27 protein-coding genes and 1 tRNA gene are annotated in these 25939 nt (G+C 62.8%); 16 read left to right on the top strand and 12 right to left on the bottom strand.

The features are described 5' to 3' along the window. Positions 1–146 precede the first annotated feature (146 nt). The 3 genes from ACS3WA_RS08065 to ACS3WA_RS08075 all read right to left on the bottom strand — a co-directional run bounded on the left by ACS3WA_RS08065 (position 147) and on the right by ACS3WA_RS08075 (position 1338). Positions 147–344, bottom strand: coding sequence for a hypothetical protein (locus tag ACS3WA_RS08065; protein ID WP_438277998.1), 198 nt, complete (start codon positions 342–344; stop codon positions 147–149). 154 nt (positions 345–498) lie between these two features. After that, positions 499–972 (bottom strand): hypothetical protein, encoded by a 474-nt coding sequence (locus ACS3WA_RS08070; RefSeq protein WP_438278042.1) that lies wholly within the window; start codon positions 970–972, stop codon positions 499–501. Positions 973–1263: 291 nt separating this feature from the next. After that, positions 1264–1338, bottom strand: a tRNA-Asn gene (locus ACS3WA_RS08075). A 256-nt stretch (positions 1339–1594) separates the two neighbouring features. On the opposite strand from ACS3WA_RS08075, the gene ACS3WA_RS08080 reads away from it, so the two are divergent. From ACS3WA_RS08080 to ACS3WA_RS08105, 6 genes are all read left to right on the top strand, one after another. Continuing rightward, complete coding sequence (locus tag ACS3WA_RS08080; protein ID WP_438277999.1) at positions 1595–2257, top strand: protein-L-isoaspartate O-methyltransferase family protein; 663 nt, start codon at positions 1595–1597, stop codon at positions 2255–2257. Between the two features lie 198 nt (positions 2258–2455). Next, positions 2456–2692 carry a twin-arginine translocase TatA/TatE family subunit gene (locus tag ACS3WA_RS08085; RefSeq protein WP_438278000.1) on the top strand — a complete coding sequence of 79 codons (237 nt, stop codon included), beginning with the start codon at positions 2456–2458 and terminating at the stop codon, positions 2690–2692. Positions 2693–2801: 109 nt separating this feature from the next. Beyond that, the gene (gene tatB / locus ACS3WA_RS08090) at positions 2802–3323 is read left to right on the top strand and encodes a Sec-independent protein translocase protein TatB (protein WP_438278001.1); all 522 of its coding nucleotides are present in this window, start codon (positions 2802–2804) and stop codon (positions 3321–3323) included. Further along, a complete protein-coding gene (gene tatC, locus ACS3WA_RS08095) occupies positions 3320–4129 on the top strand; it encodes a twin-arginine translocase subunit TatC (protein ID WP_438278002.1) in 810 nt (269 codons plus the stop codon). The genes tatB and tatC overlap by 4 nt, the downstream gene beginning before the upstream one ends. A gap of 162 nt (positions 4130–4291) precedes the next feature. Then, the gene (gene serS / locus ACS3WA_RS08100) at positions 4292–5770 is read left to right on the top strand and encodes a serine--tRNA ligase (RefSeq protein ID WP_438278003.1); all 1479 of its coding nucleotides are present in this window, start codon (positions 4292–4294) and stop codon (positions 5768–5770) included. Beyond that, on the top strand, positions 5770–7098 hold the full coding sequence (locus ACS3WA_RS08105; RefSeq protein ID WP_438278004.1) for a chloride channel protein: 1329 nt from the start codon (positions 5770–5772) through the stop codon (positions 7096–7098). The genes serS and ACS3WA_RS08105 overlap by 1 nt, the downstream gene beginning before the upstream one ends. A gap of 42 nt (positions 7099–7140) precedes the next feature. On the opposite strand, the gene ACS3WA_RS08110 is transcribed toward ACS3WA_RS08105, so the two are convergent. After that, positions 7141–7341 carry a hypothetical protein gene (locus ACS3WA_RS08110; protein WP_438278005.1) on the bottom strand — a complete coding sequence of 67 codons (201 nt, stop codon included), beginning with the start codon at positions 7339–7341 and terminating at the stop codon, positions 7141–7143. Positions 7342–7543: 202 nt separating this feature from the next. Between ACS3WA_RS08110 and surE the strand changes: the two genes are divergently transcribed. Continuing rightward, positions 7544–8311 (top strand): 5'/3'-nucleotidase SurE, encoded by a 768-nt coding sequence (gene surE / locus ACS3WA_RS08115; RefSeq protein ID WP_438278006.1) that lies wholly within the window; start codon positions 7544–7546, stop codon positions 8309–8311. Between the two features lie 170 nt (positions 8312–8481). On the opposite strand, the gene ACS3WA_RS08120 is transcribed toward surE, so the two are convergent. Further along, complete coding sequence (locus tag ACS3WA_RS08120; RefSeq protein WP_438278007.1) at positions 8482–8871, bottom strand: response regulator; 390 nt, start codon at positions 8869–8871, stop codon at positions 8482–8484. A 301-nt stretch (positions 8872–9172) separates the two neighbouring features. On the opposite strand from ACS3WA_RS08120, the gene ACS3WA_RS08125 reads away from it, so the two are divergent. Both ACS3WA_RS08125 and ACS3WA_RS08130 read left to right on the top strand, forming a co-directional pair. Beyond that, positions 9173–9826: a protein-L-isoaspartate(D-aspartate) O-methyltransferase gene (locus ACS3WA_RS08125; protein WP_438278008.1), complete on the top strand. Its 654-nt coding sequence runs from the start codon at positions 9173–9175 to the stop codon at positions 9824–9826. 157 nt (positions 9827–9983) lie between these two features. Further along, the gene (locus ACS3WA_RS08130; RefSeq protein ID WP_438278009.1) at positions 9984–11309 is read left to right on the top strand and encodes a peptidoglycan DD-metalloendopeptidase family protein; all 1326 of its coding nucleotides are present in this window, start codon (positions 9984–9986) and stop codon (positions 11307–11309) included. A 151-nt stretch (positions 11310–11460) separates the two neighbouring features. On the opposite strand, the gene ACS3WA_RS08135 is transcribed toward ACS3WA_RS08130, so the two are convergent. Then, positions 11461–12426, bottom strand: coding sequence for an ATP-binding protein (locus ACS3WA_RS08135; protein WP_438278010.1), 966 nt, complete (start codon positions 12424–12426; stop codon positions 11461–11463). A 190-nt stretch (positions 12427–12616) separates the two neighbouring features. Between ACS3WA_RS08135 and yajC the strand changes: the two genes are divergently transcribed. From yajC to ACS3WA_RS08160, 5 genes are read left to right on the top strand one after another with little or no spacing between them, the layout of a single operon-like run. Further along, a complete protein-coding gene (gene yajC, locus ACS3WA_RS08140; protein WP_438278011.1) occupies positions 12617–13018 on the top strand; it encodes a preprotein translocase subunit YajC in 402 nt (133 codons plus the stop codon). A 12-nt stretch (positions 13019–13030) separates the two neighbouring features. After that, positions 13031–14632, top strand: a complete 1602-nt coding sequence (gene secD, locus ACS3WA_RS08145) for a protein translocase subunit SecD (RefSeq protein WP_438278012.1) — start codon at positions 13031–13033, stop codon at positions 14630–14632. 16 nt (positions 14633–14648) lie between these two features. Then, positions 14649–15839: a protein translocase subunit SecF gene (secF, locus tag ACS3WA_RS08150; RefSeq protein WP_438278013.1), complete on the top strand. Its 1191-nt coding sequence runs from the start codon at positions 14649–14651 to the stop codon at positions 15837–15839. Continuing rightward, a complete protein-coding gene (locus ACS3WA_RS08155) occupies positions 15836–16222 on the top strand; it encodes an Mth938-like domain-containing protein (protein ID WP_438278014.1) in 387 nt (128 codons plus the stop codon). The genes secF and ACS3WA_RS08155 overlap by 4 nt, the downstream gene beginning before the upstream one ends. Positions 16223–16268: 46 nt before the next feature. Further along, positions 16269–17132: a phytoene/squalene synthase family protein gene (locus ACS3WA_RS08160; protein ID WP_438278015.1), complete on the top strand. Its 864-nt coding sequence runs from the start codon at positions 16269–16271 to the stop codon at positions 17130–17132. 3 nt (positions 17133–17135) lie between these two features. Here the strand turns inward: ACS3WA_RS08160 and ACS3WA_RS08165 are convergent, their stop codons facing one another. The 3 genes from ACS3WA_RS08165 to ACS3WA_RS08175 all read right to left on the bottom strand — a co-directional run bounded on the left by ACS3WA_RS08165 (position 17136) and on the right by ACS3WA_RS08175 (position 20922). Next, a complete protein-coding gene (locus ACS3WA_RS08165; protein WP_438278016.1) occupies positions 17136–18236 on the bottom strand; it encodes a serine/threonine protein kinase in 1101 nt (366 codons plus the stop codon). Positions 18237–18261: 25 nt separating this feature from the next. Further along, on the bottom strand, positions 18262–19695 hold the full coding sequence (gene trmFO, locus ACS3WA_RS08170; protein WP_438278017.1) for a methylenetetrahydrofolate--tRNA-(uracil(54)-C(5))-methyltransferase (FADH(2)-oxidizing) TrmFO: 1434 nt from the start codon (positions 19693–19695) through the stop codon (positions 18262–18264). A 291-nt stretch (positions 19696–19986) separates the two neighbouring features. After that, positions 19987–20922 carry a DUF2189 domain-containing protein gene (locus tag ACS3WA_RS08175; RefSeq protein WP_438278040.1) on the bottom strand — a complete coding sequence of 312 codons (936 nt, stop codon included), beginning with the start codon at positions 20920–20922 and terminating at the stop codon, positions 19987–19989. A 463-nt stretch (positions 20923–21385) separates the two neighbouring features. On the opposite strand from ACS3WA_RS08175, the gene ACS3WA_RS08180 reads away from it, so the two are divergent. After that, a complete protein-coding gene (locus ACS3WA_RS08180) occupies positions 21386–21763 on the top strand; it encodes a DUF3597 domain-containing protein (RefSeq protein ID WP_438278018.1) in 378 nt (125 codons plus the stop codon). Between the two features lie 168 nt (positions 21764–21931). On the opposite strand, the gene ACS3WA_RS08185 is transcribed toward ACS3WA_RS08180, so the two are convergent. After that, the gene (locus ACS3WA_RS08185; protein ID WP_438278019.1) at positions 21932–22204 is read right to left on the bottom strand and encodes a GNAT family N-acetyltransferase; all 273 of its coding nucleotides are present in this window, start codon (positions 22202–22204) and stop codon (positions 21932–21934) included. 121 nt (positions 22205–22325) lie between these two features. Next, complete coding sequence (locus tag ACS3WA_RS08190; RefSeq protein WP_438278020.1) at positions 22326–22607, bottom strand: GNAT family N-acetyltransferase; 282 nt, start codon at positions 22605–22607, stop codon at positions 22326–22328. A gap of 294 nt (positions 22608–22901) precedes the next feature. Between ACS3WA_RS08190 and ACS3WA_RS08195 the strand changes: the two genes are divergently transcribed. Then, on the top strand, positions 22902–23312 hold the full coding sequence (locus ACS3WA_RS08195) for an NADH:ubiquinone oxidoreductase subunit NDUFA12 (protein WP_438278021.1): 411 nt from the start codon (positions 22902–22904) through the stop codon (positions 23310–23312). Between the two features lie 321 nt (positions 23313–23633). On the opposite strand, the gene ACS3WA_RS08200 is transcribed toward ACS3WA_RS08195, so the two are convergent. After that, positions 23634–25370: a FecR domain-containing protein gene (locus tag ACS3WA_RS08200; protein ID WP_438278022.1), complete on the bottom strand. Its 1737-nt coding sequence runs from the start codon at positions 25368–25370 to the stop codon at positions 23634–23636. Positions 25371–25939: the final 569 nt, after the last annotated feature.

The following is a 25939-nucleotide window of genomic DNA, read 5'->3' on the forward strand; positions in this document are numbered from 1 at the left end:
CTCTCGGGAAGAGCCTTCGGCAAAAACGTTGCGCGTTGATTAAAGCGGAGAGGCAAAATCGAACGGTCGGCTTTCCGGTCGCACGGCAATGTCCGTCTGAATGACGCCGGGTGAGGTGACAGCAGTCCGTCCCGAAGAAACCGACTTTATTTCCGAGGGCACTGACCGGCGTTTTGCCGTTCGGTCATGGCGTTGCTGCACCAGTTGGAGCAGCCATTATTGCTGGCTCCACGGTGCTTGCACTCCTTGAGGCAAGCGGCATAGGAGCAGTTGACCTTGGCGGCGCTGGCGATGGTCGGGAAAACAACAGCCGCCGCGAGAGTTGCAATTAAAAGAATGCGCATCTGAACACTCCTCCGCAATGACGAAAGGCTAACCCATAATCGGACGACGGGAAATGCCGTTGGTCAGCGGCGGCAGGAATTTCAATTCGGCGGATGAATGTGCCTGCATGCGGTTTCTGCGCGGCCGCAGCCGCAATAGCAGGGAGGCTGGTTGCTATTTTTCGATGGCTTCGAGGAAGCGCGTGCGCCAACGCGCTTCGAAAGAATCGTCCGGAATCGAAGCCTGCGCATCCAAGAGACTGTAATTCACCGGAAGGCCGTTTAGTTTGCGGTAGGCATCCAGATCGGCCAGCCGTTTTTTCAGTTGGGCATTCTCGTCGGTCAGAGCCTTAAGACGACGGGCCTCGGACATATCCCGATCACCGTGGGTGGCGCTCCGCGTGCTGTGTTTGGGCGCTTGTGTCGTTTGAGTCGGCGACCAGTGCAACATTGATCTCGACAACATCGGCTTGCCTGCATACCAGCATTTTCGGCCGTCTATGAGCCGATAGGACCAATGCGATCGCGCGTTCGACGGCCATTCGGAACTGCATTGGATCGCCTGCGCAGGTATTACCGACGCGAAGAACGCAAGCGACGAAGCTCCGGCAATGGAAGCCGCAAGAATAAGCAAATGAAATCTTTTCATTTGGACACCACGCAACTGAACACTACGCAACAAAAGGAAAAAATAATAATTCTAATTGCAACAGCTTAGTTCGCAAAATTGGTCATAATTTGGGCAGTTTTCCACAGGATGTGCACAGGGTTATCCCCGGGTGGGAGAGGATAGTCACATCATTTTCTGACCGGTTCGAGGGCCGCCAAAAGGCGTCTCCCGTAGGCCTTCGAGGGGAAGCCCAACGAAAAAAGCGCCTCATGGGCGCTTTACACAAACTCGAATAACGATTTGATTTCAGATTTAAATTTCAGATTTAAATGGCTCCCCGGGCTGGATTCGAACCAGCGACCATTCGATTAACAGTCGAATGCTCTACCGCTGAGCTACCAGGGAACATGCGAAACGTCATCGCAGGCAGGGCAGCCTATAACAAAGCCTCCCACGCTTGCAAAGCGGGAAATGGGCAATCCGTGGTCGTTCCGCAAGGAAGAACGGTGGGCTGATTTCCGTACGCCGGACGATCTGCAACCGACGGAAAACGCTGCGACAAAATGCAACGGCCGGCAATGGCCATTCCACCAAATGCTTGCATCGACCGTGGGGGTGCCTTAGTCCTCGAGGAACTTTTGCTGGGGTCAAGGGATCGCCGATGTCTGACTTTTCGACCGCTCGCAGGAATATGGTTGATGGTCAGGTGCGCCCCAGCGATGTCACCGATCACAGGATCATCGACGCGATGCTGGCGCTGCCGCGCGAGGTCTTCGTTCCGGAGGATCGCCGCGCGCTGGCTTATCTGGATCTCGATCTGGACGTCAGCGAAAAGGGTGCGCCGAAGCGGTTTCTGATCAAACCCATGGTGGTCGCAAAGATGGTCCAGGCCGCCGACATCAAGAGCACCGACAACGTTCTTGTGGTCGGCTGCGCAACCGGCTACACCGCCGCGCTGGTTGCGAAGCTCGCGCGCCGCGTGACCGCGACCGAAGGCGACAAGGGCTTGGCGGCGAAAGCGGCCGGCATTCTCGCAACGCTCGGCCTCGGAGAGGTGAGCGTGGTGGACGCCGCAGCGCCCGAAGGAGCGCCGGCCAACGCACCTTATGACGCGATAATTCTGGAGGGCGCGACCGAGGTGATGCCGGAGTCGCTTTACCGGCAGCTTGGCGACGAGGGGCGCCTGGTCGGGGTGTTCGCCATGAGCACGCCGCGGGCGGTCATCGTCACGCATTCGCACTCCGATTTCGGCGACCGGCCTCTGTTCGATGCGTCGGTTCCGGTGCTGCCGGGTCTCGAACGCCCGCCAGCCTTCGTTTTCTAGCGGAATGGTTCGGAGCGAGCGCGGCTGTTCGAAATCCACGGCATTGTTCCGCCGCGTTCATGACCGACTAAAGTCATAAGGTTACCGGGCTCCTTTTAACCCGGCCGTGGCCTAAATCCTTGTTTTCGCCGACCCCGGAGCCTACCTTCCGTACAGCTTCGGCCGGACTCCGGCCGCCGACTTTTGGAGGATTGCAGGATGGGTTCACTGAGCATCTGGCACTGGATCGTGGTGATCGCGATCGTCCTGCTGCTGTTCGGCCGCGGGAAGATTTCAGATCTGATGGGCGACGTCGCGCAGGGTATCAAGGCCTTCAAGAAAGGCATGAAGGACGATGAGACCGCTGCGGAAAAACCCGAGCCCGTGAAGACGATCGACCATAACGCGCAGGCGTCCGGCACGAACCGGTCCGACGTCGGCAGCAAGACGGTCTGATCGATACGGCCGCCTGACGATACGGCCGCGGGTCGCGAATCCGCGGCAATGATGCGAGGACTACGAACGCGCCGACCCGGCGCAAGGCCTCGCGTGAGCGGAAAATCTCATGTTCGACATCGGGTGGAGTGAACTGGTCGTCATCGCGGTCGTCGCGCTGATCGCCATCGGCCCGAAAGAGCTGCCCGGCGTGCTGCGCACGATCGGACAGTGGATGGGCAAGGCGCGCAGGATGGCCGCCGAATTCCAAGGCCAGTTCAACGAAGCGATGCGCGAAGCCGAAATGGCCGACCTGAAAAAATCCTTCGACGAGGTGCGCGACGCGACCAGCGGGCTGACCAGCGGCAAGCTGATGACCAGGCTGACCGAATCGCTCGGCGAGCCGCCGAGGCTCGAGGATTTTGATAAGCCTATCGCATCCGTCGACGGCGCTTCCGCAAGCGGAGCGGCTGTGCAGGAGGCTGCGACCCCGGAGCCTTCCACGAAAGCCGATGCCGTGGCGCCTCCATCCGAGCCGTTGGCGATCACGCGCAATTTTCAGAGCGCCCCTGCCATGCCAGAGCCGGTCCCGCATGACACGCCGCACGAGGTCGGCAGGGACGAAGCGGTCAAGGACGTCAAAGCGTCATGAGCGCGGAAGACATCGAGGCCAGCAAGGCCCCGCTGATGGATCACCTGATCGAGCTGCGCTCGCGGCTGATCAAGGCGCTGGTCGGCTTCGGCGTCGCGTTCATCTTCTGCTTCTTCTTCGCCAAGCAGATCTACAACGTCCTGATCTGGCCGTTCGTCTGGGTCGCGGGGCCGGAGAATTCGAAATTCATCTACACCGCGCTGCTTGAATACTTCATCACCCAGTTGAAGCTCGCGCTGTTCGGCGCGGGCTTTATCTCGTTTCCGATCGTCGCGACACAGATCTACAAGTTCGTGGCGCCGGGTCTCTACAAACATGAGCGTAACGCATTCCTGCCGTACCTGATCGCCACGCCGGTTTTCTTCGTGCTCGGCGCGCTGGTGGTGTATTTCGTGGTGCTGCCGATGATCGTGCGCTTCTCGCTCGGCATGCAGCAGATGTCGGGTCCCGAAACCGCGCAGATTCAACTGCTGCCCAAGGTCGGCGAATTCCTGTCGCTGACGATGTCGCTGATTTTCGCCTTCGGCATCGCCTTCCAGTTGCCGGTGATCCTGACGCTGTTGGGGCGGATCGGCGTCATCACCTCGAAGCAGCTTCGCGACAAGCGCCGCTATTTCATCGTCGTCGCCTTCGTCATCGCGGCGGTGCTGACGCCGCCCGACGTGCTGAGCCAGACCTCGCTGGCGCTGCCGCTGCTCCTGCTCTACGAGGGCTCGATCATCGCCGTCGGCATGGTCGAGAAAAAGGCCGCCAAGGCGGCCGGCGCGACAGCCACGTCGCCGCCAGCGGGAAACCCGGCGGAGTAGGGCGGGGCGGGGCCGCCGGACTAATCTGCTATCATCTCCCCGATTCCCGTCGTCATCGTTCGCCAGCGGTTTCCAATTCCGGCCATTCGGGTTACTGGATGCCCGCTTTCGCGGACATGACGCCGCTGCTCTCGCCGCTTCTTCTCTTTTGGACTGACTCCCATGCACGACATCAAGGCGATCCGCGACAATCCGAAAGCGTTCGACGCGGCGCTGAAACGGCGAGGGCTGGCTCCCGCATCGCCGTCTCTGCTCGCCATCGACGAGAAGCGCCGCGCGGCCATTCTCGCGTCCGAGCAGGCGCAGGCGCGGCGCAACGCGGCCTCGAAGGAAATCGGCGAGGCGAAGAAGACGAAGGATGAGGCGCGCGCCGCGAAGCTGATGGCCGAGGTCGCCGAACTCAAGACCACCATGCCGCAAATGGACGCGGCGGCGAAGACGGCGGACGAGGAGCTGAAAAAGGCGCTGGCCGAGATTCCGAACCTGCCGCACGACGAGGTGCCTGATGGGACCGATGAGCACGGCAACGTGCAGCATCACATCTTTGGAAAAAAGCGCGACTATGCCTTCGCGCCGAAACCGCATGACGATCTCGGCGGCGCACTCGGCGACATGGATTTCGAGGCGGCGGCCAAGCTGTCCGGCGCGCGCTTCGTGGTGCTGAAGCGCGGGCTGGCGCGGCTCGAACGCGCCATCGGGCAATTCTTCCTCGACGTGCATACGGGAGAGCACGGTTACACCGAGGTCAATCCGCCGCTGCTGGTGCGGGATGGTGCGATGTTCGGCACCGCGCAGTTGCCGAAGTTTGAAGAGGATCAGTTTCGAGCCAGAAGAAAGGCGAGCAATGCGGAAAAAGCAAAAGCACTAGAAAAACTTCATGCGGAAGACACTGCGCCTGACAAATATGGCGACACAAAATATTTCGAACCAATCGAAACTGACGCAGGTGTGAAGCCCTATCTTTCCGAAGACGGAATGGAGCGATTACAACAATTGATAGATGCAGCGAGTGCGCTCTGGCTCATCCCCACCGCCGAAGTGCCGCTGACAAACCTCGTCCGCGAATCCATCCTCGATGAAAAAGAACTGCCGCTGCGCTTCACCGCGTTGACGCCGTGCTTCCGCGCCGAAGCAGGCGCGGCGGGACGCGATACGCGCGGCATGATCCGCCAGCACCAGTTCAGCAAGGTCGAACTGGTGTCGATCACCACGCCGGAAGCATCAAAAGACGAGCACGAGCGCATGTTGTCCTGCGCCGAGGAGGTGCTGCGCCGGCTCGATCTGCATTACCGCGTGATGACGCTGTGCACCGGCGATATGGGTTTTGCTTCACAGAAAACCTACGACATCGAGGTGTGGATGCCAGGACAAATCTCGAGTCAAGGAGAGGGCGGCGCTTACCGCGAGATTTCGTCCTGCTCGGTGTGCGGCGATTTCCAGGCGCGGCGCATGGACGCGCGCTATCGCGCAAGCGACGGCAAGCCCCGCTTCGTGCATACGCTGAACGGCTCCGGCACCGCCGTCGGCCGCGCGCTGATCGCGGTGATGGAGACCTATCAGCAGGCCGATGGCTCCATCGCCGTGCCAGATGTGTTGCAGCCCTACATGGGCGGCCTCAAGGTGATCGGCCGCGAGGGATGATGCAGAGGCCGCACCTCACCGAACGGCAATTGCGATCGGTCCGGGTCATCTCGACCCGGTGGCAGCGGCGGGTCATTTTTGTCGCGGGCGGTGTTGCCGTCGGCGCGGCCGCGGTGGGGCTGACGCAGGCCTCGGACCTCGCCCAGTTCCTGTTCGCGCGCCTGCTCGAAAAATGGCGCTACGCGTCCTTTGTCGTTACCCCGCTCGGATTTGTGCTGTCGGTGTTTCTCACCTTGCGGTTCTTTCCGAACTCGCAAGGCAGTGGCATCCCGCAGGCCATCGCGGCGCGCCAGCTCGGCGACCATGAGGCGCGCGGCCGGCTGGTCTCGTTTCGCATCGGCGTCGGGAAGATCTTTCTCACCGTGCTGGGTCTGCTCTGCGGCGCATCGGTGGGTCGTGAGGGGCCGACGGTGCAGATCGGCGCATCCATCATGTTCGCGATCGGGCGGATGTCCCCGCGCCGCCAGCCCGGATTGATCCTTGCGGGAGCGGCCGCAGGCGTCGCCGCGGCCTTCAACACGCCGCTTGCGGGGATCGTCTTCGGCATCGAGGAGATGAGCCGCGCCTTCGAGGTGCGCACCAGCGGCCTGATCATCGGCACCGTGATCGCGGCCGGGCTCACATCGCTGGCGCTGGTCGGGAATTATGCTTACTTCGGCCACACCGCGACCACGCTCGGCCACGGCGTCGACTGGCTGGCGGTGCCGATCTGCGGCGTCTTCGGCGGCCTCGCCGGTGGATTGTTCAGCCGTCTTGTGATCCTGCTGGCGTTCGGGCTTCCGGGACGGCTCGGCTCGCTCATCAAGCGCCATCCGCTTCCGTTTGCGTTTGCCTGCGGGCTCGGCGTCGCCGTGTGCGGATACCTGTCCGGCGACACGATCTACGGCACGGGCTATGCGCAGGTGAAGCACGCGCTGGAGAGCGGGGCGCCGCTGCCCGAGAGTTTCGGGGTGCTGAAGCTGCTCGCAACCCTGCTCTCGACTGTGAGCGGCATTCCCGGCGGAATCTTTTCGCCCTCGCTCGCGGCGGGCGCGGGACTCGGATCCAACGTGGCCCATTTTTTCCCGGGCACGCCGCTGGGCGCAATCCTGCTGCTCGGCATGGTGTCGTATTTCGCGGGCGTGGTGCAGGCGCCGATCACCGCCTTCGTGATCGTGACGGAAATGACCGATAATCACGCCATGGTGGTGCCGCTGATGGCGGCGGCGCTGATTGCCTATGGCAGCTCGCGGCTGGTCTGCAAGGAAGGCGTCTACCACGCGCTGGCCAAAGGGTTCCTGCAACGCGCCCGCGCGGACAGCGCTTGTGCGGCCGGAAACGCGCGGTGACGGCGTCAAGGGCGGCGTGCGCGACGCCACCCTTGCAGGTCTTTACGGAAGGCACGTCCCGCCGTTGTGATGAGGCGTGTAGGTCGCGCCGCAGACCGAGCCGCCGGTGGCCCAGACCGCGACGCCGTATTTGCCGAAGGATACTTCAATTCCAAAATAGTCCTTGTCGGCGACGATGGTGATCTCGCCGCCGCCGACGTCGTTGAGTTCGCCTGCGGTCAGCTCTCGAATGTCGCTGTGCATGTCTCGCTCCTGTCATGAAAACCGGACATTTCCGGTCGCGACATCGGGCATAGACGTGCGCTCCGGCGGGCGATGTGAGATGCATCACCCGAACGTAAAAAATCCTCGGCGAGGTCGGATCGTCAGGTTTGCCAGGCTTGGCCTGGCCGGATAAGAGGTGTCCGAACGGCGCTGGCGGCGGCCGGAAAAGGCAACCTCACGAATGCGAATTCTCTGCACCAACGACGACGGCATCAACGCGCCGGGCCTCACGACCATCGAGCAAATTGCAAGGGAGCTGTCGGACGACGTCTGGGTGGTCGCGCCCGAGCATGATCAGTCGGGCGTCTCACATTCGCTATCGCTCAACGACCCGCTCAGACTGCGCGAAATCGGACCGCGTCATTTCGCGGTGAAGGGTACGCCGACCGATTGCGTGATCATGGGATCGCGGCACATTCTCGGCAAAAAAGGGCCTGATCTCGTGCTTTCCGGGGTCAATCGGGGCCGCAACGTCGCCGAGGACGTGGTTTATTCCGGCACCATCGCGGGCGCGCTCGAGGGCACGATGCTCGGCCTGCCATCGTTCGCGCTCTCGCAGGAATTCAGCATGGAGACCGGCGACAGGCCGGTGTGGGAAACCGCGCTCACATTCGGGCCGCAGATCCTGCGCCGGGTGATCGACGCCGGCATTCCCAAAAACACTGTGGTCAATGTCAATTTTCCCGCCTGCGCGCCGGAGGATGTGGCGGGGGTGCTGGTGACGCGAATGGGCAAGCGCAATCTCGGCTTTCTCAAGATCGTTGAACGCCGCGACGGCCGCGGCAACCCGTATTTCTGGATCGGATTCGAGAAGGCCGATGCCGCGGATACCCCGGCGGCAGGGACCGATCTCGCGGCGATCGCGTCGCGGTGCGTCTCGGTGACGCCGTTGCGGCTGGATCGCACCGACGATGCGTTCCTTAAGGTTCTGACGACGGCCTTGAAATAGGGTGCGCGGTTCTTTGCAGAGAAGAAATGCCTTTGAGCCGCCACGGCGTTTTCGCGCGAAGCGGATAGCGGTTCGCGTCAGGTAAACGCGTCAAAACAAAATCATGGAGCCTCGTTTCGATTCCGTGAGAAACGAAAAGACTCTGGCGGCGTTTGCCGGGATCGCGATGGTCAGGTGCGCTCGGCCGCGGCGCTGCGATTGAGCGTGCTCTCGATCATGACCGCGAGGTTTTCCATCTGGAATGGTTTCTGCAACGCCGGGCGGTCGCGATATTCCGGCGGCAGGCCCTGCGTCCCGTAGCCGGTTGCGAAAATGAAAGGCCGGTTACGTTCTTCGATCGCCTCGGCCACGGGGGAAATCAGCTTGCCGTTGACGTTGACGTCGAGGATGGCGATGTCGAAGTCGGCGGTCTGCGCGAGCATGAGCGCTTGCTCGATATCGCCGGATTCGGCGGCGATGCTGTAGCCGAGCTCCTCCAGCATGTCCGCAACCATCATGCGGATCATGACCTCGTCCTCGACGAGGAACACCGAGCCACCGGACGGCTTTACTGGCGCCATGGAAGAGACCGATCCCTTGACCAATTTCCAATACAGGGTCGCAAATTACGCCTCCCAAGGCAATGCGTGCCGCTGTCGCTGCCAGCATGATAAGGTATTGCGGGGTCGAATTGCAGCAACTACTTGGACGTAATTTTGGGTCTTCCGGCGCCCCGGGTGGGGTCCGGGCAGGGCCGTTCTCGTTCCGCGGGGGAACAAAAATTTGATCCTCCGGATTGACCCGGCGGGCGATCTGCGCAGATTTGCATCACCTGATCTTGATATTCGGCGCGGCCAGGCGCCAGCGCTCGAGAGTTCACCAATGCCCCTCGTCGATCGTCCGCCGCCCGAGAAGATGATGTTTCAGCTCAACCTGCGGCGGCGTGGCATCAGCGATCAGCGCGTATTGCGCGCGATGGAAAGCGTTCCGCGCGACCTCTTCGTGGATGTGGCCGATCGCAACGATGCCTGGCTGGACACCGCGCTCGGCATCGCCTGCGGCCAGACTATCAGCCAGCCTTTCGTCGTCGCCTACATGACGGAACGGCTGGAGTTGCGCGACGACAACCGGGTCTTGGAGATCGGCACGGGCTCCGGCTATCAGGCTGCGATCCTGTCGCGGCTGTGCCGCGAGGTCGTGACCATCGAGCGATTTCGCGAGCTTGCCGAACGTGCTCGCGCCCTGCTGGTGCAACTCAAGTGCGACAATGTCGAGATCATGCTGGGCGACGGCTTCGACATTCCGCCCGAAGCGGGACAATTCGACCGCATTCTGGTGACGGCGGCGATGGAGCGGATTCCGGACGCGCTGATAGCTCGGATCGAGCCCGGCGGGCTTCTGATCGCGCCGGTCGGGCCGCACAACGGACGGCAGACGCTGATCCTCCTCCGGCGGACCACCGCCGGACTGGTCCGCAAGGAACTGATCGATGTTCGTTTCGTGCCGGCGCTGCCGGGCATCGCCCGCGAACTTTAGCCCGGATAAGGGTTTGCCGACCGCGTAGCGCCTTCCGCGAATTTCGGGGCGCGCAAAGTTTGGTCGTCGCCGCAATGCGTTGTTCTACGGTTAAAGGCTTGTTTACTCGAGGCGTGTTTAGTCAATTTTGTAGTTTAGTTGCGTCGAGTGAGTAACCATGTCGCGTGTCATCGAGGTGCTTTGCTCGCGTCGCGTACCGCAGGTCGCGGTGCTGACGCTGGTGTCGATCGGTTTTGCCGGATGCAGCGCGGACATGTCCTCGCGCCTTGCGCAGATCGACAGCAGTCCGCAGCAGCAATCAAGTCGTTTCGGGTGGCAGCGCGAGTCAACCGGCTCGGTGGCGCCAGCGCCGGCGGCGCCTGTCGAACGCCGCGAGTTGCCGCAGTATTCGCGGTCGCAATATCAATCCCAGCCGCTGCCGCCGCCGATCTCGACGCCAAAAACCTATCCGGTGGCATCGAGCGCCTCCGAGAGCGGGCGAAGCGCGCACTCGTATGCGCCGCCAGCGCGTCCGATCGAGCCCGCTAGCCACGTCGCATCGCGGGATGGCTGGAACCACAATGGCGGCACTTCGATCATCGTGGGCACCAGCGACACGCTGGAGGGGTTGTCGCGCCGCTATGGCGTCTCCACCGCCGAAATCCTCAAGGCCAACGGCTACCACGGTCCCCGCAGGCTGCAGCCCGGCCAGCAACTGATCATTCCGAAGCGCGCGGCGGCGGCGGACACTCATGCCGCTCCGGCAGCGAAGCCCGTGGCGGTCGCTCAGGCTGCCTCCGCCACCCACTACGTCAACCGTGGCGACACGCTGATGAGCATCGCGCGCCGCAATCATCTCGCGGTCGGCGAACTCGCCCGCGCCAACGGTCTGCAGCCGGGTGCGACATTGAAGGTCGGCATGAAGATAACGGTGCCGACGAAGGTCGCCGCCGCGGCCGCCCAGCCTGTTGCGGCCGCGCCTCCCGCAGCCGCTGCACCTGCGGTTCACACAGCGGCGGCGACGCCGGAAGGTCCGGTGCAAAAGGTCAACCTCGCGGTTACGACGACGCCCGAAGAGGCCGCGGTCAAGCCGGCGGTAAAGACCGCCGAGGCGACCGGGGCGCTGCCGACTTTCCGCTGGCCGGTCCGCGGCCGTGTGATCGCGGCCTATGGCGCCAGGACCAACGGCAAATCCAATGACGGCATCAACGTCGCGGTGCCCGAGGGTACGCCGGTGAAGGCTGCCGAGGATGGCGTCGTTGCCTATTCGGGAAATGAACTCAAGGGCTACGGCAACCTGATCCTGGTTCGGCACCCCAACGGTTACGTGACCGCATATGCCCATGCGAGTGAATTGTTGGTGAAGCGCGGGGATACCATCAAGCGCGGCCAGGTCATTGCCAAGTCGGGTCAATCGGGTGAGGCGGCGTCGCCGGAGCTCCACTTCGAGATCCGAAAAGGGTCTACACCGGTTGACCCGCTTCGTTTCCTCAACGGGGCGTGAGGCCGGCAGCATCTCCGGTGCAGCACCGTCACCCGCGAAAGCGGGTGATCCGGTATCCGGGACCTCTCGCGCTGATTGAAAAGGACAAGGCGCGCGATGCCCGCCGTCGGGTATCACGTCGGGTTTTGCAAGAGGCGTCTGCTTGCAAGAGCTACTTCGTCGCTATCCGCACGCCAAGTCTCCCCGCCAGGTCCTGCGTGAACTGCCAGGCGACGCGTCCCGATCGCGAGCCGCGCGTCGCCGACCATTCCAGCGCTTCGCGTTCAAGTTCGGCGTCGTCGATCTTGATGCCGAAATGGGAGCAATAGCCGCGCACCATCGCGAGATATTCATCCTGGCTGCAACGATGGAAGCCGAGCCAGAGGCCGAAGCGGTCCGACAGCGAGACCTTTTCCTCGACGGCCTCGCCGGGATTGATCGCGGTCGACCGCTCGTTCTCGATCATGTCCCGCGCCAGCAGGTGGCGGCGGTTCGACGTCGCGTACAGGATGACATTGTCGGGACGTCCCTCGATGCCGCCTTCGAGCACCGCCTTCAGCGATTTGTAGGAGGCGTCATTGCCGTCGAACGACAGGTCGTCGCAGAACACGATGAAACGGAAGTCCGACGAGCGGAGCTGTTCCATCAGGCCCGGCAGGCTCTCGATATCCTCGCGGTGAATTTCGATCAGCTTGAGCCGACCGCCGGCCTGGGCGTTGACGCTCGCATGCGCCGCCTTGACCAGCGACGACTTGCCCATGCCGCGCGCGCCCCAGAGCAGGGCGTTGTTCGCAGGCAGGCCCTTGGCGAAGCGTTCGGTATTCTCGATCAGGATGTCGCGCATCCGGTCGATCCCCCTGAGCAGGCCGAGGTCGACCCGGCTGACGCGCGGCACCGGCACCAGTCGTCCTTCCGGGTGCCAGATGAAGGCGTCCGCGCGTGTCAGCGCCGCGCCGTAGTCTGGCCTCGTTGTCGCGGAGGACATGGCCGCGGCGATCGCCTCGAGCGCGCTCGCGATCCGTTCCGCGGCGGCTGGCGCCGCAGCCGATTTCGGACCTTTTGTCGCGCCGCTGCCGCGATTGCCGGTGCGGGCCCCCGGCATTTTACGGGTGCCGGTTTTCCCTGACTTTCTTGCCATCTTGGCCCTTCCTGAGCACGACCCTTAGCGAGCTGCCCCCTTCCCCGCAAGCAGCCGGAATAATGAGGCCCGATCAAGGGTCTGGCGGCGTTGCAATTGGGACTGTGGCCGCTATAGTCCGCGCGAATTTGTCTCGCGCCGGGCGACTCTGCCGTCGCGCAGGCCTGCTCCGTTTCAAGGAATCGTCCGAATGTTCATAACTCCCGCGTTTGCTCAGGCCGCCGGTGCCGGCGAGACCAACAACCTTCTGATGTCGCTGCTGCCGTTCGCGCTGATTTTCATTATCATGTATTTCCTGATCATCCGTCCTCAGCAGAAGAAGGCGAAAGAGCACAACGAGCTGGTGAAGAATATCCGTCGCGGCGACACCGTCATCACCTCGAGCGGTCTCGTCGGAAAAGTCACCAAGGTGGTGGACGACGACCAGATCGAGTTCGAAATCGCGGACGGCGTTCGGGTGCGGCAGATGCGGCAGATGATTTCAATCGTCCGCGCCAAGGGCGAGCCGGCGAAGGGCGAGCCGACCAAGGGCGAACCGGCAAAGGGACGCGCCAAAGGCGAGGACGCCAAGGACGAGGACGCCGCGAGCTGACGGGTTATCGCGATGCTGTACTTTACGCGGTGGAAAGCGCTGGCGATCGTCGCAACCGCCTTTCTGGTCTGCCTGTGCGCCGTGCCGAACTTCTTTCCGGAGGCGCAGGTCAAGACCTGGCCGAAATGGGCGCAGCGCCACCTCGTACTGGGTCTCGATCTTCAGGGCGGCTCATATCTGCTGCTCGAGGTCGATTCCAACTACGTCAAGAAAGAGAAACTCGATCAGGTTCGCGACGACGCACGCAAGGCGCTGCGTGACGCGCGGATCGCCTATACCGGCCTTGCCGTCAAGAACGGCGCTGTCGAGGTGCGCATCAGCAAGGATGATGAATTCCAGACCGCGCTCGGCAAGTTGCGCGATCTGTCGCAACCGCTCGGAGGCTTGCTCGGCTCCAACGGTCAGCGCAGCCTCGAAGTCAGCAGTGCTGAAGGCGGGCTGATCCGCCTGACGGTTCCGCAGGCTGCGGTTACCGACCGCATCCGCCAGTCGGTCGAGCAGTCGATCCAGATCATCGAGAAGCGCGTCAACGAACTCGGTACCGTCGAGCCGTTGATCCAGCGCCAGGGCTCCGACCGCATTCTGGTGCAGGTGCCGGGATTGCAGGACCCGACGCGGCTGAAGGAAATCCTCGGCAAGACCGCCAAGATGGATTTCCGCATGGTCGATTCGAGCGTCTCGCCCGAGCAGGCCCTGCAAGGCCGGGTGCCCGCCGATTCCGAAGTGCTGATGAGTTCGCAGGCGCCCAAGACGCCTTACGTCGTCAAGAAGCAGGTGCTCGTCTCCGGCGGCGACCTGACCGACGCGCAGCCCGGATTCGACTCGCGCACCAGCGAGCCGATCGTGACCTTCCGATTCAACAGCAACGGCGCGCGCAAGTTCGCGCAGGCGACGTCCGAAAATGTCGGACAGCCGTTCGCCATCATCCTCGACAATGAGGTGATCTCCGCGCCGGTCATCCGCGAACCGATCACCGGCGGCTCCGGCCAGATTTCCGGGAATTTCACGGTGCAGGAGGCCAACGACCTTGCGATCCTGCTGCGCGCCGGCGCGCTGCCGGCGCCGCTGACGATCATCGAGGAGCGAACCGTCGGCCCCGGCCTCGGACAGGATTCGATCGAGAAAGGCGAACTCGCCGCCTATGTCGGTTCGATCATGGTCATCCTGTTCATGCTGCTGACCTACCGGCTGTTCGGGGTGTTCGCGAATATCGCCGTCGCCATCAACGTCGCCATGATTTTCGGCGTGCTGTCGTTGTTGAACGCGACGCTGACGCTGCCCGGCATCGCCGGCATCGTGCTCACCGTGGGCATCGCCGTCGATTCCAACGTGCTGATCTATGAGCGCATCCGTGAGGAAGTTCGCGGCGGCCGCACCGCGATTTCGGCAATCGACGCCGGCTTCAAGCGGGCGCTGGCGACGATCCTGGATTCCAACATCACGACGTTCATCGCGGCCGCGGTGCTGTTCTACATCGGCACCGGCCCGGTGCGCGGCTTCGCCGTGACGCTCGGCATCGGCATCATCACCACGGTGTTCACGGCATTCGAGGTGACCCGGCTGATCGTCGCGACATGGGTGCGCTGGAAGCGACCCCAGAACGTGCCGATCTGATGACGCGGAGCCGGCTGTGACTCACTGGATTTTGCTCGGCCTTGGTGCCCTCATCGTCGTCCTGACCATCATCAGTTGCTTCGGCCTGCTGCCGTCGCTGCGGATCGTTCCGGACAACACGCATTTCGACTTCACGCGCTTCCGCCGCATCAGCTTTCCGATTTCCGCCGTGCTGTCGATTGTCGCCATCACGTTGTTCTTCACGCACGGCCTGAATTTCGGCATCGACTTCAAGGGCGGCACGCTGCTCGAGGTGCAGTCGAAGTCGGGCGATGCGAATCTGGCGAGCATGCGCACCACGCTGAACGGTCTCGGTCTCGGGGAGGTCCAGCTTCAACAGTTCGGCGGGCCGACCGAAGTGCTGATCCGCGTCGCCGAGCAGCCGGGCGGCGACGCCGCGCAGCAGGAGGCGGTGCAGAAGGTGCGGGGCGCGCTGGGCGAGACCGTCACCTATCGCCGCGTCGAGGTGGTCGGGCCGCGCGTGTCCGGCGAACTACTCGCCTACGGCATGGTCGGCCTGATGCTGGCGATCGTCGGCATCCTGATCTATTTGTGGTTCCGCTTCGAGTGGCAGTTCGCGCTCGGCGCCATGATCGCCAATGTTCACGATATCGTGCTGACGATCGGCTTCATGTCGATCTCGCAAGTCGATTTCGACCTCACCAGCATCGCCGCGCTTCTCACCATCCTGGGTTACTCGCTGAACGATACCGTCGTCATCTACGACCGCATCCGCGAGATGCTGCGGCGCTACAAGAAAATGCCGATGCCCGAGCTGCTCAACGAGTCGATCAACTCGACGTTGTCGCGCTCGATAATCACCCACGTCACCGTGACGCTGGCCTTGCTTGCGTTGCTGCTGTTCGGCGGACCCGCCATTCACAGCTTCACCGCCGTGATGATGTTCGGCGTGGTGCTGGTCGGCACCTATACCTCGATCTTCATCGCCGCGCCGATTCTGATCTATCTCGGGGTCGGCGACCATCGCGCCGATGTCGAGGAGAAGCCGGCCAAGACTGAGACGACCAGTTCCGACAAGCCGGCCAAACAGCCCGAGATAGCCAAGCCCGAGACGGCCAAGTCCGAAATGGCTAAGTCCGAGACAGCCAAGCTTGCGGAAACGGCCAAGTCCGAGAAGACGGCTAAACCGGAAAAGCCGGTCAAGCCTGAAAAGCCGGCCAAAGCTCGGAAGCCATCGAAGCCGTGAGCGGCGACCTGCCGGAGGTGCCGCACCTGCCGCGGCCTGCGGCGATCGAGGCCTATGGCAGCGGCGGCTTTCGTTTCGACACCATGTCGCACCGCGGCTCGCTGTTGTGCCTGCCGGACGGCATCTGGGCGTGGCCCGTGACCCGCCCGGACGAGATCGACCGCCATGCGCTGGCGCGCGTGTTCGCAGGTTCGGCCGCGATCGATACGTTGCTGATCGGCACCGGCACCGAGGTCTGGCTTGCCCCTGAGGAACTGCGCCAAGCCCTGCGCCGCGTGAGCGTCGGAGTGGACACCATGCTGACCGGAGCGGCGATCCGGACCTACAACATCATGCTGGGCGAGCGGCGCCGGGTCGCGGCAGCGCTGATAGCCGTTCCGTGACAAGCGCGATGGCGAGGCGGTGCCCGGCGGTCCTGCGCGTGACGTCATGAGCGGCGGGGCATCTGAAAGTTCGTCCGCTGCATTCTGCGCGGAACTCGTGCGCAGCCACGATTTCGAAAACTATGCGGCAACGCTGTTCGCGCCGTTGCGTTGCCGCCGCGCGCTGCTGGCCCTTTATGCCTTCAACGTCGAGATCGCCAAGGTCAGGCAGCAGATCACCCAGCCGCTGGCCGGTGAAGTCCGTCTGCAATGGTGGACGGATGTGCTCTCAGGCGAGGGCCACGGCGGCGTCGAGGGCAATCCGGTCGCGGCCGAACTGTTGCTCGCGATTCGTGATCATGGCCTGCCGGTCGAACGTCTGTCGCGGCTGATCGAGGCGCATCAGTTCGACCTCTACAACGATCCGATGCCGGACATGGCGGCGTTGGAGCAATATCTTGGTGATACATCGTGCGCGCTGTTTTCGCTCTCCGCGCGCATCGTCGGGCAGGAATCCGACGCGATGGATCATCTCGCGCGCCACGCCGGTCTTGCGCGCGGGATCGCTCAGGTGATCGCGATGATTGGTTTTGATGCGTCAAGGCGGCAGTCGTTCGTGCCGCTGCAATTGCTGGAGCAGCACGGCGTCGATCCGGAGCAGGTTTTCGCGGGTCACGACACGCCGGCGCTTCGCGCCGCGCTCCGCGGGCTGGCGGACGGCGCGCGATCGCATCTGGACAAGGCGATCGCCATGCTCCCGGAATTGCCGCCGGAACCGCGCGCTGTCTATCTCTCGCTCGCAATGGTGCGCCGTGCGTTGAATGATCGGGTTCGCGCGGATAACGATCCCTTCATGCCGCAGCCTGCATCGCGGCTGCGCATTCTGTGGACGTTGTGGCGAGCCTCGCGCGCGAGGCCGTTTCGCGGCTGACGATCAGGATGGGAGTGCCTGATCGGTCGAAGCAAAATTGAAGCGGTCGCGCAGGTTTTTCCGGCTCTCCAGGATACTGCGGAAGAACTCACGGTCCGCCGGGCTGGCGATCAGCGGCTCGATCAGATCGATCTGGTTCATCGCGATGAGCTGCAGGATTTCCGTGCGCACCTTGCCGTCCGCATCGCGCGGCAGGCGTGGAACGATCTGGATGTGCTCCGGCGGTTTCGGGTCGCCCGCCGAGCCGAGCGCCGAGCGCAACTGCGCTTCCAGTCCGGGCAGATCGGCTTCCACAAAGGCGTAGAGCCCGACGCCGCTGCGGCGATCCGCGAAGGCGACGATGGCCGCGTCGCGCACGTCGTTGTTTTCGCGGATGCGCGCGATCAGCACCGGGGCGTCGTTGACGAGACGACGGCCGCCGCCTTCGCGGTCGGTGAAGCTGAACAGCCCGCGCGTAATGGCCTGATACACCTTCTTGCCGGTCATCAGCCAGGTGCGCGCGATAACCGACTTGCGCGCAAGAATCCTGCGCTCACTCAGCGTCAGGGCGCCCGGTGCATAAGTGCGCTTGTGTTTGAGGAGATGCCGCAGGTCTTCGTAAGCGGCGATCCGAAACAGCGGCGTGCGCCGCGTGAAGCAGGCCGCGAGCTGGAAGTCGGTCAGGTAGGCACGGCCGTCGCTGCCGCGCAGCCAGTTCTGTTCCTTGGCGAGATCGTTGTGGCAGATGCCGGCGCGATGCAGCTTGCGAAGCGCCGCCTTGGCGGAGCGGAAGTAGGCGACATCGCCGTGAGGCCTGGCAAGATGCAGCGCGACGCCGTCGATGAAGCCGCGCACCAGCGAGCGGCGGCCGTTCCACAACAGCTTCGGGCCGACGCCGAGATCGCGCGCGAGCGTCAACGCCTTGCGTTCGCGCTCGAACAGATGCCGCGCGACGAGATAAGACCACCACGGCACCTGATCGAGCCGCCGCAGCACCGCGTCGACCTCGCCGGAATCGGTGCGGAAACGTCCGCGCTCGACGGTCGAGAACACGTCGCGTTTCAGCAGGACTCCCTCGGTCCAGGTCGTGGACAGGAATGCGGCGTCCTGTTTCGGAAGAGGCATGAATGATCCTGAAAGGGCCGTTGAACTACGCAGCCGCTGCCGGACGAAGCGCGTCCGCAATCCAGCGGTCGAGGTCCGATAGCGCGCGGGCACAGATCGCCTGTTTTTTCGCTGCCGTCTTTTCGTTGCCGCGCAGCCGCGTGCCGTCCGGCTTCTTCGTCGGCGGATTGGCGAGTGGCGGAAACAATCCGAAGTTGACGTTCATCGGCTGGAACGACCGCGGTCCGGCGTCGATGGTCTCGATGTGGCCGCCGGTGATGTGGCCGAGCAGCGCGCCGAGCGCCGTGGTGGGCGGCGGAGTCGAAAGCATCCGCGCGCGCGCGTCGGACGCGGCATAGAGGCCGGCGATCAGTCCGATTGCCGCGGATTCGACATAGCCTTCGCACCCCGTCATCTGCCCGGCGAAGCGCAACCGCGGCTCGGCGCGCAAGCGCAACTGTGAGTCGAGCAGTTTCGGCGAGTTCAGGAAGGTGTTGCGGTGCAGACCGCCGAGGCGAGCGAACTCCGCGTTCTCAAGACCCGGAATGGTGCGGAAGATGCGGGTCTGCGCGCCGTGCTTCAGCTTGGTCTGGAAGCCGACGATATTGTAAAGCGTGCCGAGCTTGTTGTCCTGCCGCAACTGCACGATGGCGTACGGCTTCACTGTGGGATCGTGCGGATTGGTCAGGCCGACCGGCTTCATCGGACCGTGACGCAACGTTTCGCGGCCGCGTTCAGCCATGACCTCGATCGGCAGGCAGCCGTCGAAGTAGGGCGTGTCGGTCTCCCAGTCCTTGAAGACGGCTTTCTCGCCCTCGATCAGTGCGTCCACGAAGGCGTGATACTGCGTCTCTGTCATCGGGCAATTGATGTAATCGGCGCCGCTGCCGCCGGGACCAATCTTGTCATAGCGCGACTGGAACCAGGCCTTCGACATGTCGATAGAGTCGCGATGGACGATCGGCGCGATCGCGTCGAAAAAAGCCAGGGCGGATTCATCGGTGAGCGCGCGGATCGCATCGGCGAGGGGGGCCGAGGTGAGGGGACCGGTGGCGACGATAACATTGCGCCAGGCCGCCGGAGGCAGGCCGGCGATCTCGGCGCGGCTGATCTCGATCAACGGGTGATCGCCGAGCGCTTTGGTCACGGCGGACGAAAAGCCCTCGCGATCCACCGCGAGCGCGCCGCCGGCCGGCACCTGATTGGCGTCGGCGCAACGCATGATCAGCGAACCCAGCCGGCGCATCTCGGTGTGAAGCAGTCCGACCGCGTTGTTCGCTGCATCGTCGGAACGGAACGAATTGGAGCAGACAAGTTCCGCCAGGCCATCGGTCTGGTGCGCCGCGGTCATCCGCTGCGGCCGCATCTCGTGCAACACCACCCGAACGCCGTTATTGGCGACCTGCCAGGCGGCCTCGGAGCCGGCGAGACCGCCACCGACGATATGAACGGCGGCGCTGGAGAAGTCGATCTGTGTCATGGACGAAGGGGTAGCGCGTTTTCCGGCCCAGGGGAATCGCCTTTGCGGCAGCGGTCACGGAGTAGACGGTGTGCGGCGCTGTAGCCCTGAAGAGTTGCCCGCGATCGGCAACAGTGAGTCGCCATAGTGATGAATATTTATTCATTACTACTGGCTTTGATTATTAGCTTTGCTGATCCCGCACTTTCGAAATTTCCCATGGCACCGTCACGGGGCTGGAGCGCAAGCCGAACGTTCCTCACGCCAACGGCCGTCTCGCGAACGAGACGGCCGTGTGGGAGGCGTCTTTCGTCAATCCGCACTATCGAAATATCGGTGCTTGCGCCCGTAAGGCGGGAACAGGACAGACGGGAAGTCCGCCGCGTAGCGCTTTTCCCTTTCCGTTTCCGGAACTTCGTGTGCTGACGACGTCAAAGGGCTCTCGATCGCCTTGCGATAGAGGTGCCACGTCGCATGACCGAGCAACGGCATCACGACGGTGAGGCCGAGGAAGAACGGGATCGACCCGATCACCAGCAGGACGGCGACGATCAAGCCCCATTCCGCGGCTGCGAGGGGATTCTTCGCAACCACGCGCATCGATGTCAGCATGGCGTCGGCCATGTCGGCGTGCTGATGAAGCATCAGCGGGAACGACACGATGCTGATCGACAGGGCGACGGCCGCGAACAGAAATCCGACGCCGCAGCCGACTACGATCAGGCGCCAGCCCTCGGGGGTGGTGAAGACGCGCCCGAGGAAATCGGGAATGACCGATGCCGGGGCGTTGCCGAAGGTGGACACGTAGATTGCGTGCGCTGTCGCCACCCAGACGAAGAAAATGACAAGCAACAGCGCGCCGAGTCCGAGCATCGAGCCGAACGACGGTGCCCGCAGCACGCGGAACGCGTGCCAGGCGGACGCATCCATGCCGAGTTCGCGCCGATAGCTCAGTTCATAAAGTCCGAGCGCCGCAAACGGTCCGATCAGCGCAAAGCCGGCGGCGATCGGAAACAGCAGCGGCAAGACCGAGTAGCCGAGAACCATCCGCGCCACCAGAATTCCGATTATGGGATAGATCACGCAAAGGACAATGGCGTGGCTGGGTACCGCCTTGAAGTCTTCCCAGCCCAGCCGCAGCGCATCGAAAAGGTCGGAGAGGCCGATGTGCCGGATAACCGGTCCGTCGGTGGCGACCGTTCCTGATTGTAGTCGTGATGGGGCGTCCACAGGATAAGAGGTGGCCATGTTCGTTGTCTCCCTTTCACGGGGCCAATCCTCACGCCGTCCGTCAGAAGGCGCAGGTTTGCCCCTCCGGAAACCGATCACGATCAAGCCCAGACGCGAAAGCAAGGAACCTGGTCTTGCCGCGACCTGTAAGGCAATTCTAATCCCTATCGCTGGTTTTCGTTGCTCACTGTTCAGTGATTTTTTTCGGCCGCCGGTTGGCGCGATAAAAGGAAACAATGTCGTCACGACTTTGAATTGCATGCGAGCGAACCCGTTCGCAAAGCGCGACAATGTCAAATGCGACATTGTGATGTCGTGATGTCGCTTGCAGCGAACGAAACAAGCGCGCTTTCGCGCGGTGTGGCATTGTCATTGGCAAGCCGTAACGAGGCGGCTACTCTTTTTACGACCGGACGGAAACGGATGCGAGGTTCCGCCTCGGATCGATCTGTACAAGACGTGAAGCTATTGGAGCGGCACAATGAGCATATTCGGAAAGATCATGGGCGCCATCTTCGGCACGCACGCCGAAGCGGCAACACCGGCGCCTGAAGCAGGCGGCGGCGCGGTCGCCTCATCGGGCGCTGCGCCCGCGGGCAGCGTCGATGTCGCGGCCATTCTCGACAAGGCCGTCGCCGCCAAGAAGGAAAAGCTGGCATGGCGGACATCGATCGTCGATCTGATGAAGGCCCTCGATATCGACTCCAGCCTGAGCGCCCGCAAGGAACTGGCGAAGGATCTGAAGTATTCCGGCGACACCAACGATTCAGCGGCAATGAACATCTGGCTGCACAAGCAGATGATGGCTCAACTCGCAGCCAACGGTGGCAAGTTGCCGCCGGATATGAAGCAGCACTGATGCGTTAGAGCGTTTTCGAGCGAAGCATGTTCTCGGGCTTGATCCGAGCATGGGGGCACCGGTTCGCGTCAAGAAAACGCATCGGAACAATCGTCCGGCGCTTCTGATCAATCGGAAGCGAAAACGCCGGGCGTCCGTTGGCGCAGCTTCCAGCGGGTGCCCGCAGCCTCAGGCCACGCGGTCGGCTTCGTCCGGATGTTTGTCAAGATAGTTGGCGACGAAACCGCAACCGGCGACCACCTTCAGGCCCTCGGTTCGGATCAGCGCCAGCGCACCCTTCACCAGCGCCGATGCGATGCCGCGTCCGCGCAGTTCGCGCGGCGTTTCAGTGTGGGTGATGACGACAACACCCGGCGCGAGGCGGTAGTTCGCGAAAGCAACGCCGCCCTCGACTTCCAGTTCAAAGCGGCTCAGGGCTTTGTTGTCGTTGACCGCAATCATGTCTGCGCTCAGATTCCTCCCGGCGCCTCGGTTTAGCCCGCGGCGGGCATTCCCGATAGCGCCTCGCGGCGGGCGGCGGCGTAATGTCCTTCAAGAGCGCGAGTGTTGAGACATTTGCCTCTTACAAATTCGACCTCAGCAGATCGGCATAATCCGGATGCTTGTCGATCCAGTCCTTCACGAAGGGGCATTGGGCGCCCGCCCTGAATCGATCGGCGCGCACCTGATCCAGCGCGCCCTTTACGAGTTCCGAAGCCACGCCCTTGTCGCGGAGTTCGGGCGGCACCTGAGTGTGAGTAAACACGATGATTCCGTCCAGAAACCGATAGTAGATCGCGGCGATATGCCCGTCCACTTCGAGTTCGTAGCGGTGTTTTTCCATGTTGTTGACGACTTCGGACATTTCGCAGCCTTTATTTTTCATGCCTGGACGGCAACATTCAGGGTTCTGTCTTGCCCGTCAACAGCCGCAGCCTTGGATCACGGAGCGCGGTGTCGGGCGCAGCGGGGATGTCGCCGGACGGAGGGTGGGTCTGTAGGGCAGCTTAGCCGAAGGCGCAACCCGCCAATTCGGACCGATCCGGCATCTGCCGGCGGGCGGGCCTCGCCATTCGGCTTTGCGGTCGCGCTGGACAAGAGTGCGGCGGGATGCCATCAAATCAGGGCGTTGATGATCCTTTCCACGGCGGACCCGGCCATGAAGCAGTTTTTTCTCAAACTCTTTACCTGGTGGAACAGCCAGACTTTTGGCACGCAGCTCTGGACGTGGCGCTTCGGCGAACTGGTCGGGAAAGACAGCCAGGGCAACTGCTATTACCGGACGCGCGGCGGGAAGATCGATCCGACGCTCGGCTTCGAGCGGCGTTGGGTGGTCTACAATGGCTACACGGAAGCCAGCCGCATTCCGCCGGAGTGGCACGGCTGGATTCATCACATTGTGGATGTTCCGCCGACCAAAGAGGACTATCGGCCGCGCGAATGGCAAAAGCCGCATGTGCCGAACATGACCGGCACGCCGGCAGCCTATCGCCCGCCCGGCTCCACCATGGTAAGCGGCCGCCGTCCCAAGGCGACCGGCGATTACCAGCCCTGGATGCCGGGGAAATAAAGACACCGACGCGCCATATCTCAATCCCTGACACGCCGCACGAACTGCGTTCTGGGCAGCCGCGCACTTCGCAGCGCGTCGCGCCATGGTGATTTCGACGCGCTCGCTCAGGATGAGTGGGCGATGAAGCGTCTCAGCGGGTCATGACCGGATCATGGCCGTTCGGAGAACGGCCTCGCTTCGCTTGCCTATGCCGGCGATCCAGGTCTTTCGATCCACATGCCGAGTCGATCCACGCTGCAAGACGTGGATGTCCGGCCTGAAGCCGGCCATGACAATTCAATCAAACTCACCCGAGGCTCAGCGCGATTGAGGCAACTCTCAGCGCTTGCTGGCCGCGAAAATGCCGCTGCCGAGATAATTGTTGGCGCCTGAAATCGCAACGCTTCCACCCATCTCGCCGACGGGACTGTGCGCACCCTGGAAGAAGCTGCCCTGCAGGGCCATGCTGCGGCCGCCGACATTGCCAGCAATGGTGCCACCGAAATTACGAGGGTCGTTGTTGAAATTCACCGTGCCGGCGTAGTTGGCGCCGTCGAGGTTGGTTACGCTGACCGCGCCGGATCGCGCACCGAAGTCTACGGCGTTGGAGAAGCCGCCGGCGACGAAGCCCGCGCTGTTCACGTTGGCGATGACGTGACCGGTGTAGGTTGCGGTACCCGTCGTGGGCACGTCACTGATGCTGCCGACCGGCCGGCCGGCGACCCAGGTGCCAATCAGCGCTTCGTCCGGCGTCGCATTGCCGTTGGCTGCACTGACCGCCCAGAATCCCCAGCGCGTATAGTCGCACTGACATGCCGTCAGATTGGGGATCGCGCCGGTGACGACCTGGTTCGCTGCGATGCCGTTGGCGGAAACGAGCACGCCGGTGACCGCTTTGTTATTGACGGTGGAGTTGTCGGGGATGTTCGCATAAAAATTGTTGTAATTGGAATAGCCGCTGTTGGCCGGGCCGGTCGATCCTGTCGATCCGAACTGCAGCAGCGCGTGAATACTTTGCGCGAGTTGCGTGAACGGATTCGCCGGATCATAGGCGTATATGTCCAGATTGCCCTGAACGCGATTGTTGGCCGCATCGAGGTTGATCGCCGCCGTGCCGGTGATCGGACGTGAGTCAGGCGCCTGATTGGTATTGTTCAGGTTTACGACGTCCAGTCCCCCGACGTATCCGGTCAGCGTTGCCGAAGGTCGCGGGCTGTTGTCGATAGGCGGTGTGTTGTTGCCGCCCGTCGGCCGATCCTGCACGATCTCCTGCAACGCCGCCGCTTGATTGGACGTCTGGATCGACTGCGTGAACGCGGACGTGATCGCATTGACCTGCTGGACGATGGTGGGCGGAGCAGGAGAGGGCGGCGCGCCCGATCCCGTCACCAATCCGCCGGGCGATCCGGTCGCACTGTGCTCTGCGGCTGCGACATTTGCCGGCGACGCCGCGCCCCGGCGTGCGCCGCCGGTTTGACCGGCCGCGCTCTGAAAGCGTGCGATCTGCTTCTGCACGAATCCCGGCGGCGGCAGGCCGGGCGGAGTCGGCGGGCCGCCCGCTTGAGTTTGTGTGAATTCGCCGGCTCCGAGCGTCACGGTCTGACCGCCGGAGTTCACGGTCATCGTGCCGTAGCCGGAATAGATGCCGCCTTTGCCGTCGGTCATCATCACGCCGCCACGAATGCCGATCAACGCCGATGCGGTTTTGATCTCGGCATCGCCGTTATGGCTGATCTGGCCGCCGACGAAACGCAGCGCGCCCTTGCCGAGCGTCGCCGCCAGCTTGCCGGTATTGGCGCTGGGATCATAGACGTATTCGTCGATCGTAAGGTCGCTGTTCGGACCGATGGTCATCGAGGTCTTGTCGAGGAACAGCAATTGCACCGAGCCGCTGGACTTGGTCTGGATGCGTTCCTTGTGCGCGATCGACTGGCCGATGGTGATGGTCTTCAGGTTCGCGGTCGCGGCCGGGTTGACCGCCGATGCCGTGCCGACCTGTTGGGCCTGCGCTGTCGCGCCGCAAAGCGCCAGCACGGCCGTCGTTATCGCAAGCTGAAACGCCCCCGTCCGGCTCATGGCAATCCCCGACACGCAAAACTGAAAAGGCGAGTATAGCCTCGAATATAGCCCTGAACACCTCGAATGCGCCAACCCCACGGGCTTACCAAAATACCGTTCAGGACTCGAATGATGCGATCTGTTGCCCTAAATCCACTGCCATATGCTCGTCCCCAAACCGGCTTGCCCAAGCCTGCTCGTTTCGGGACGTGCGTGCCGGAGTTGAGGCAGCAACAAAAGCTCGGTCGCAACGAGGTCGATGGCGTTCTCCGAATTTTCAGCACGCCTTGATAGGATCGCGCCGTCGATGCGGCCGCGCTTTTTGAGGTCGGCGATTCGAACGGCCATCATCGAAGATCGCCGGCCGCCGCCGCTCCATCGGGCGCGACTCGATCTGCGATCCCTGAGAAGGCTGCCGCATCCGACTGTTGGCGCGTACGCAGGCCGCCCTTCCCCCGCCGCAATCCCCGTGTTAACCGGGCGCCTGCGAGCGGCTTGGAGCCTTTAAATTTCTGTACAATGTTCCGGCCCTGATTCGAGCCAGACAAAGCCGCGCAAGATGTTCCGAACCATTGTCATAGCCGGTT

It is taken from the genome of Nitrobacter sp., from assembly GCF_051535235.1.
GTDB lineage: Bacteria > Pseudomonadota > Alphaproteobacteria > Rhizobiales > Xanthobacteraceae > Nitrobacter.

Coding starts and splice junctions, on each gene's coding strand:
- ACS3WA_RS08080 (WP_438277999.1), top strand. CDS start 1,595: ATGTCTGACTTTTCGACCGCTCGCAGGAATATGGTTGATGGTCAGGTG.
- ACS3WA_RS08065 (WP_438277998.1), bottom strand. CDS start 344: ATGCGCATTCTTTTAATTGCAACTCTCGCGGCGGCTGTTGTTTTCCCG.
- ACS3WA_RS08190 (WP_438278020.1), bottom strand. CDS start 22,607: ATGTCCGAAGTCGTCAACAACATGGAAAAACACCGCTACGAACTCGAA.
- surE (WP_438278006.1), top strand. CDS start 7,544: ATGCGAATTCTCTGCACCAACGACGACGGCATCAACGCGCCGGGCCTC.
- ACS3WA_RS08105 (WP_438278004.1), top strand. CDS start 5,770: ATGCAGAGGCCGCACCTCACCGAACGGCAATTGCGATCGGTCCGGGTC.
- tatB (WP_438278001.1), top strand. CDS start 2,802: ATGTTCGACATCGGGTGGAGTGAACTGGTCGTCATCGCGGTCGTCGCG.
- ACS3WA_RS08160 (WP_438278015.1), top strand. CDS start 16,269: ATGAGCGGCGGGGCATCTGAAAGTTCGTCCGCTGCATTCTGCGCGGAA.
- serS (WP_438278003.1), top strand. CDS start 4,292: ATGCACGACATCAAGGCGATCCGCGACAATCCGAAAGCGTTCGACGCG.
- trmFO (WP_438278017.1), bottom strand. CDS start 19,695: ATGACACAGATCGACTTCTCCAGCGCCGCCGTTCATATCGTCGGTGGC.
- ACS3WA_RS08125 (WP_438278008.1), top strand. CDS start 9,173: ATGCCCCTCGTCGATCGTCCGCCGCCCGAGAAGATGATGTTTCAGCTC.
- ACS3WA_RS08195 (WP_438278021.1), top strand. CDS start 22,902: ATGAAGCAGTTTTTTCTCAAACTCTTTACCTGGTGGAACAGCCAGACT.
- ACS3WA_RS08130 (WP_438278009.1), top strand. CDS start 9,984: ATGTCGCGTGTCATCGAGGTGCTTTGCTCGCGTCGCGTACCGCAGGTC.
- ACS3WA_RS08135 (WP_438278010.1), bottom strand. CDS start 12,426: ATGGCAAGAAAGTCAGGGAAAACCGGCACCCGTAAAATGCCGGGGGCC.
- ACS3WA_RS08070 (WP_438278042.1), bottom strand. CDS start 972: ATGAAAAGATTTCATTTGCTTATTCTTGCGGCTTCCATTGCCGGAGCT.
- ACS3WA_RS08165 (WP_438278016.1), bottom strand. CDS start 18,236: ATGCCTCTTCCGAAACAGGACGCCGCATTCCTGTCCACGACCTGGACC.
- ACS3WA_RS08180 (WP_438278018.1), top strand. CDS start 21,386: ATGAGCATATTCGGAAAGATCATGGGCGCCATCTTCGGCACGCACGCC.
- secD (WP_438278012.1), top strand. CDS start 13,031: ATGCTGTACTTTACGCGGTGGAAAGCGCTGGCGATCGTCGCAACCGCC.
- yajC (WP_438278011.1), top strand. CDS start 12,617: ATGTTCATAACTCCCGCGTTTGCTCAGGCCGCCGGTGCCGGCGAGACC.
- ACS3WA_RS08185 (WP_438278019.1), bottom strand. CDS start 22,204: ATGATTGCGGTCAACGACAACAAAGCCCTGAGCCGCTTTGAACTGGAA.
- tatC (WP_438278002.1), top strand. CDS start 3,320: ATGAGCGCGGAAGACATCGAGGCCAGCAAGGCCCCGCTGATGGATCAC.
- ACS3WA_RS08085 (WP_438278000.1), top strand. CDS start 2,456: ATGGGTTCACTGAGCATCTGGCACTGGATCGTGGTGATCGCGATCGTC.
- ACS3WA_RS08200 (WP_438278022.1), bottom strand. CDS start 25,370: ATGAGCCGGACGGGGGCGTTTCAGCTTGCGATAACGACGGCCGTGCTG.
- ACS3WA_RS08120 (WP_438278007.1), bottom strand. CDS start 8,871: ATGGCGCCAGTAAAGCCGTCCGGTGGCTCGGTGTTCCTCGTCGAGGAC.
- ACS3WA_RS08175 (WP_438278040.1), bottom strand. CDS start 20,922: ATGGCCACCTCTTATCCTGTGGACGCCCCATCACGACTACAATCAGGA.
- ACS3WA_RS08110 (WP_438278005.1), bottom strand. CDS start 7,341: ATGCACAGCGACATTCGAGAGCTGACCGCAGGCGAACTCAACGACGTC.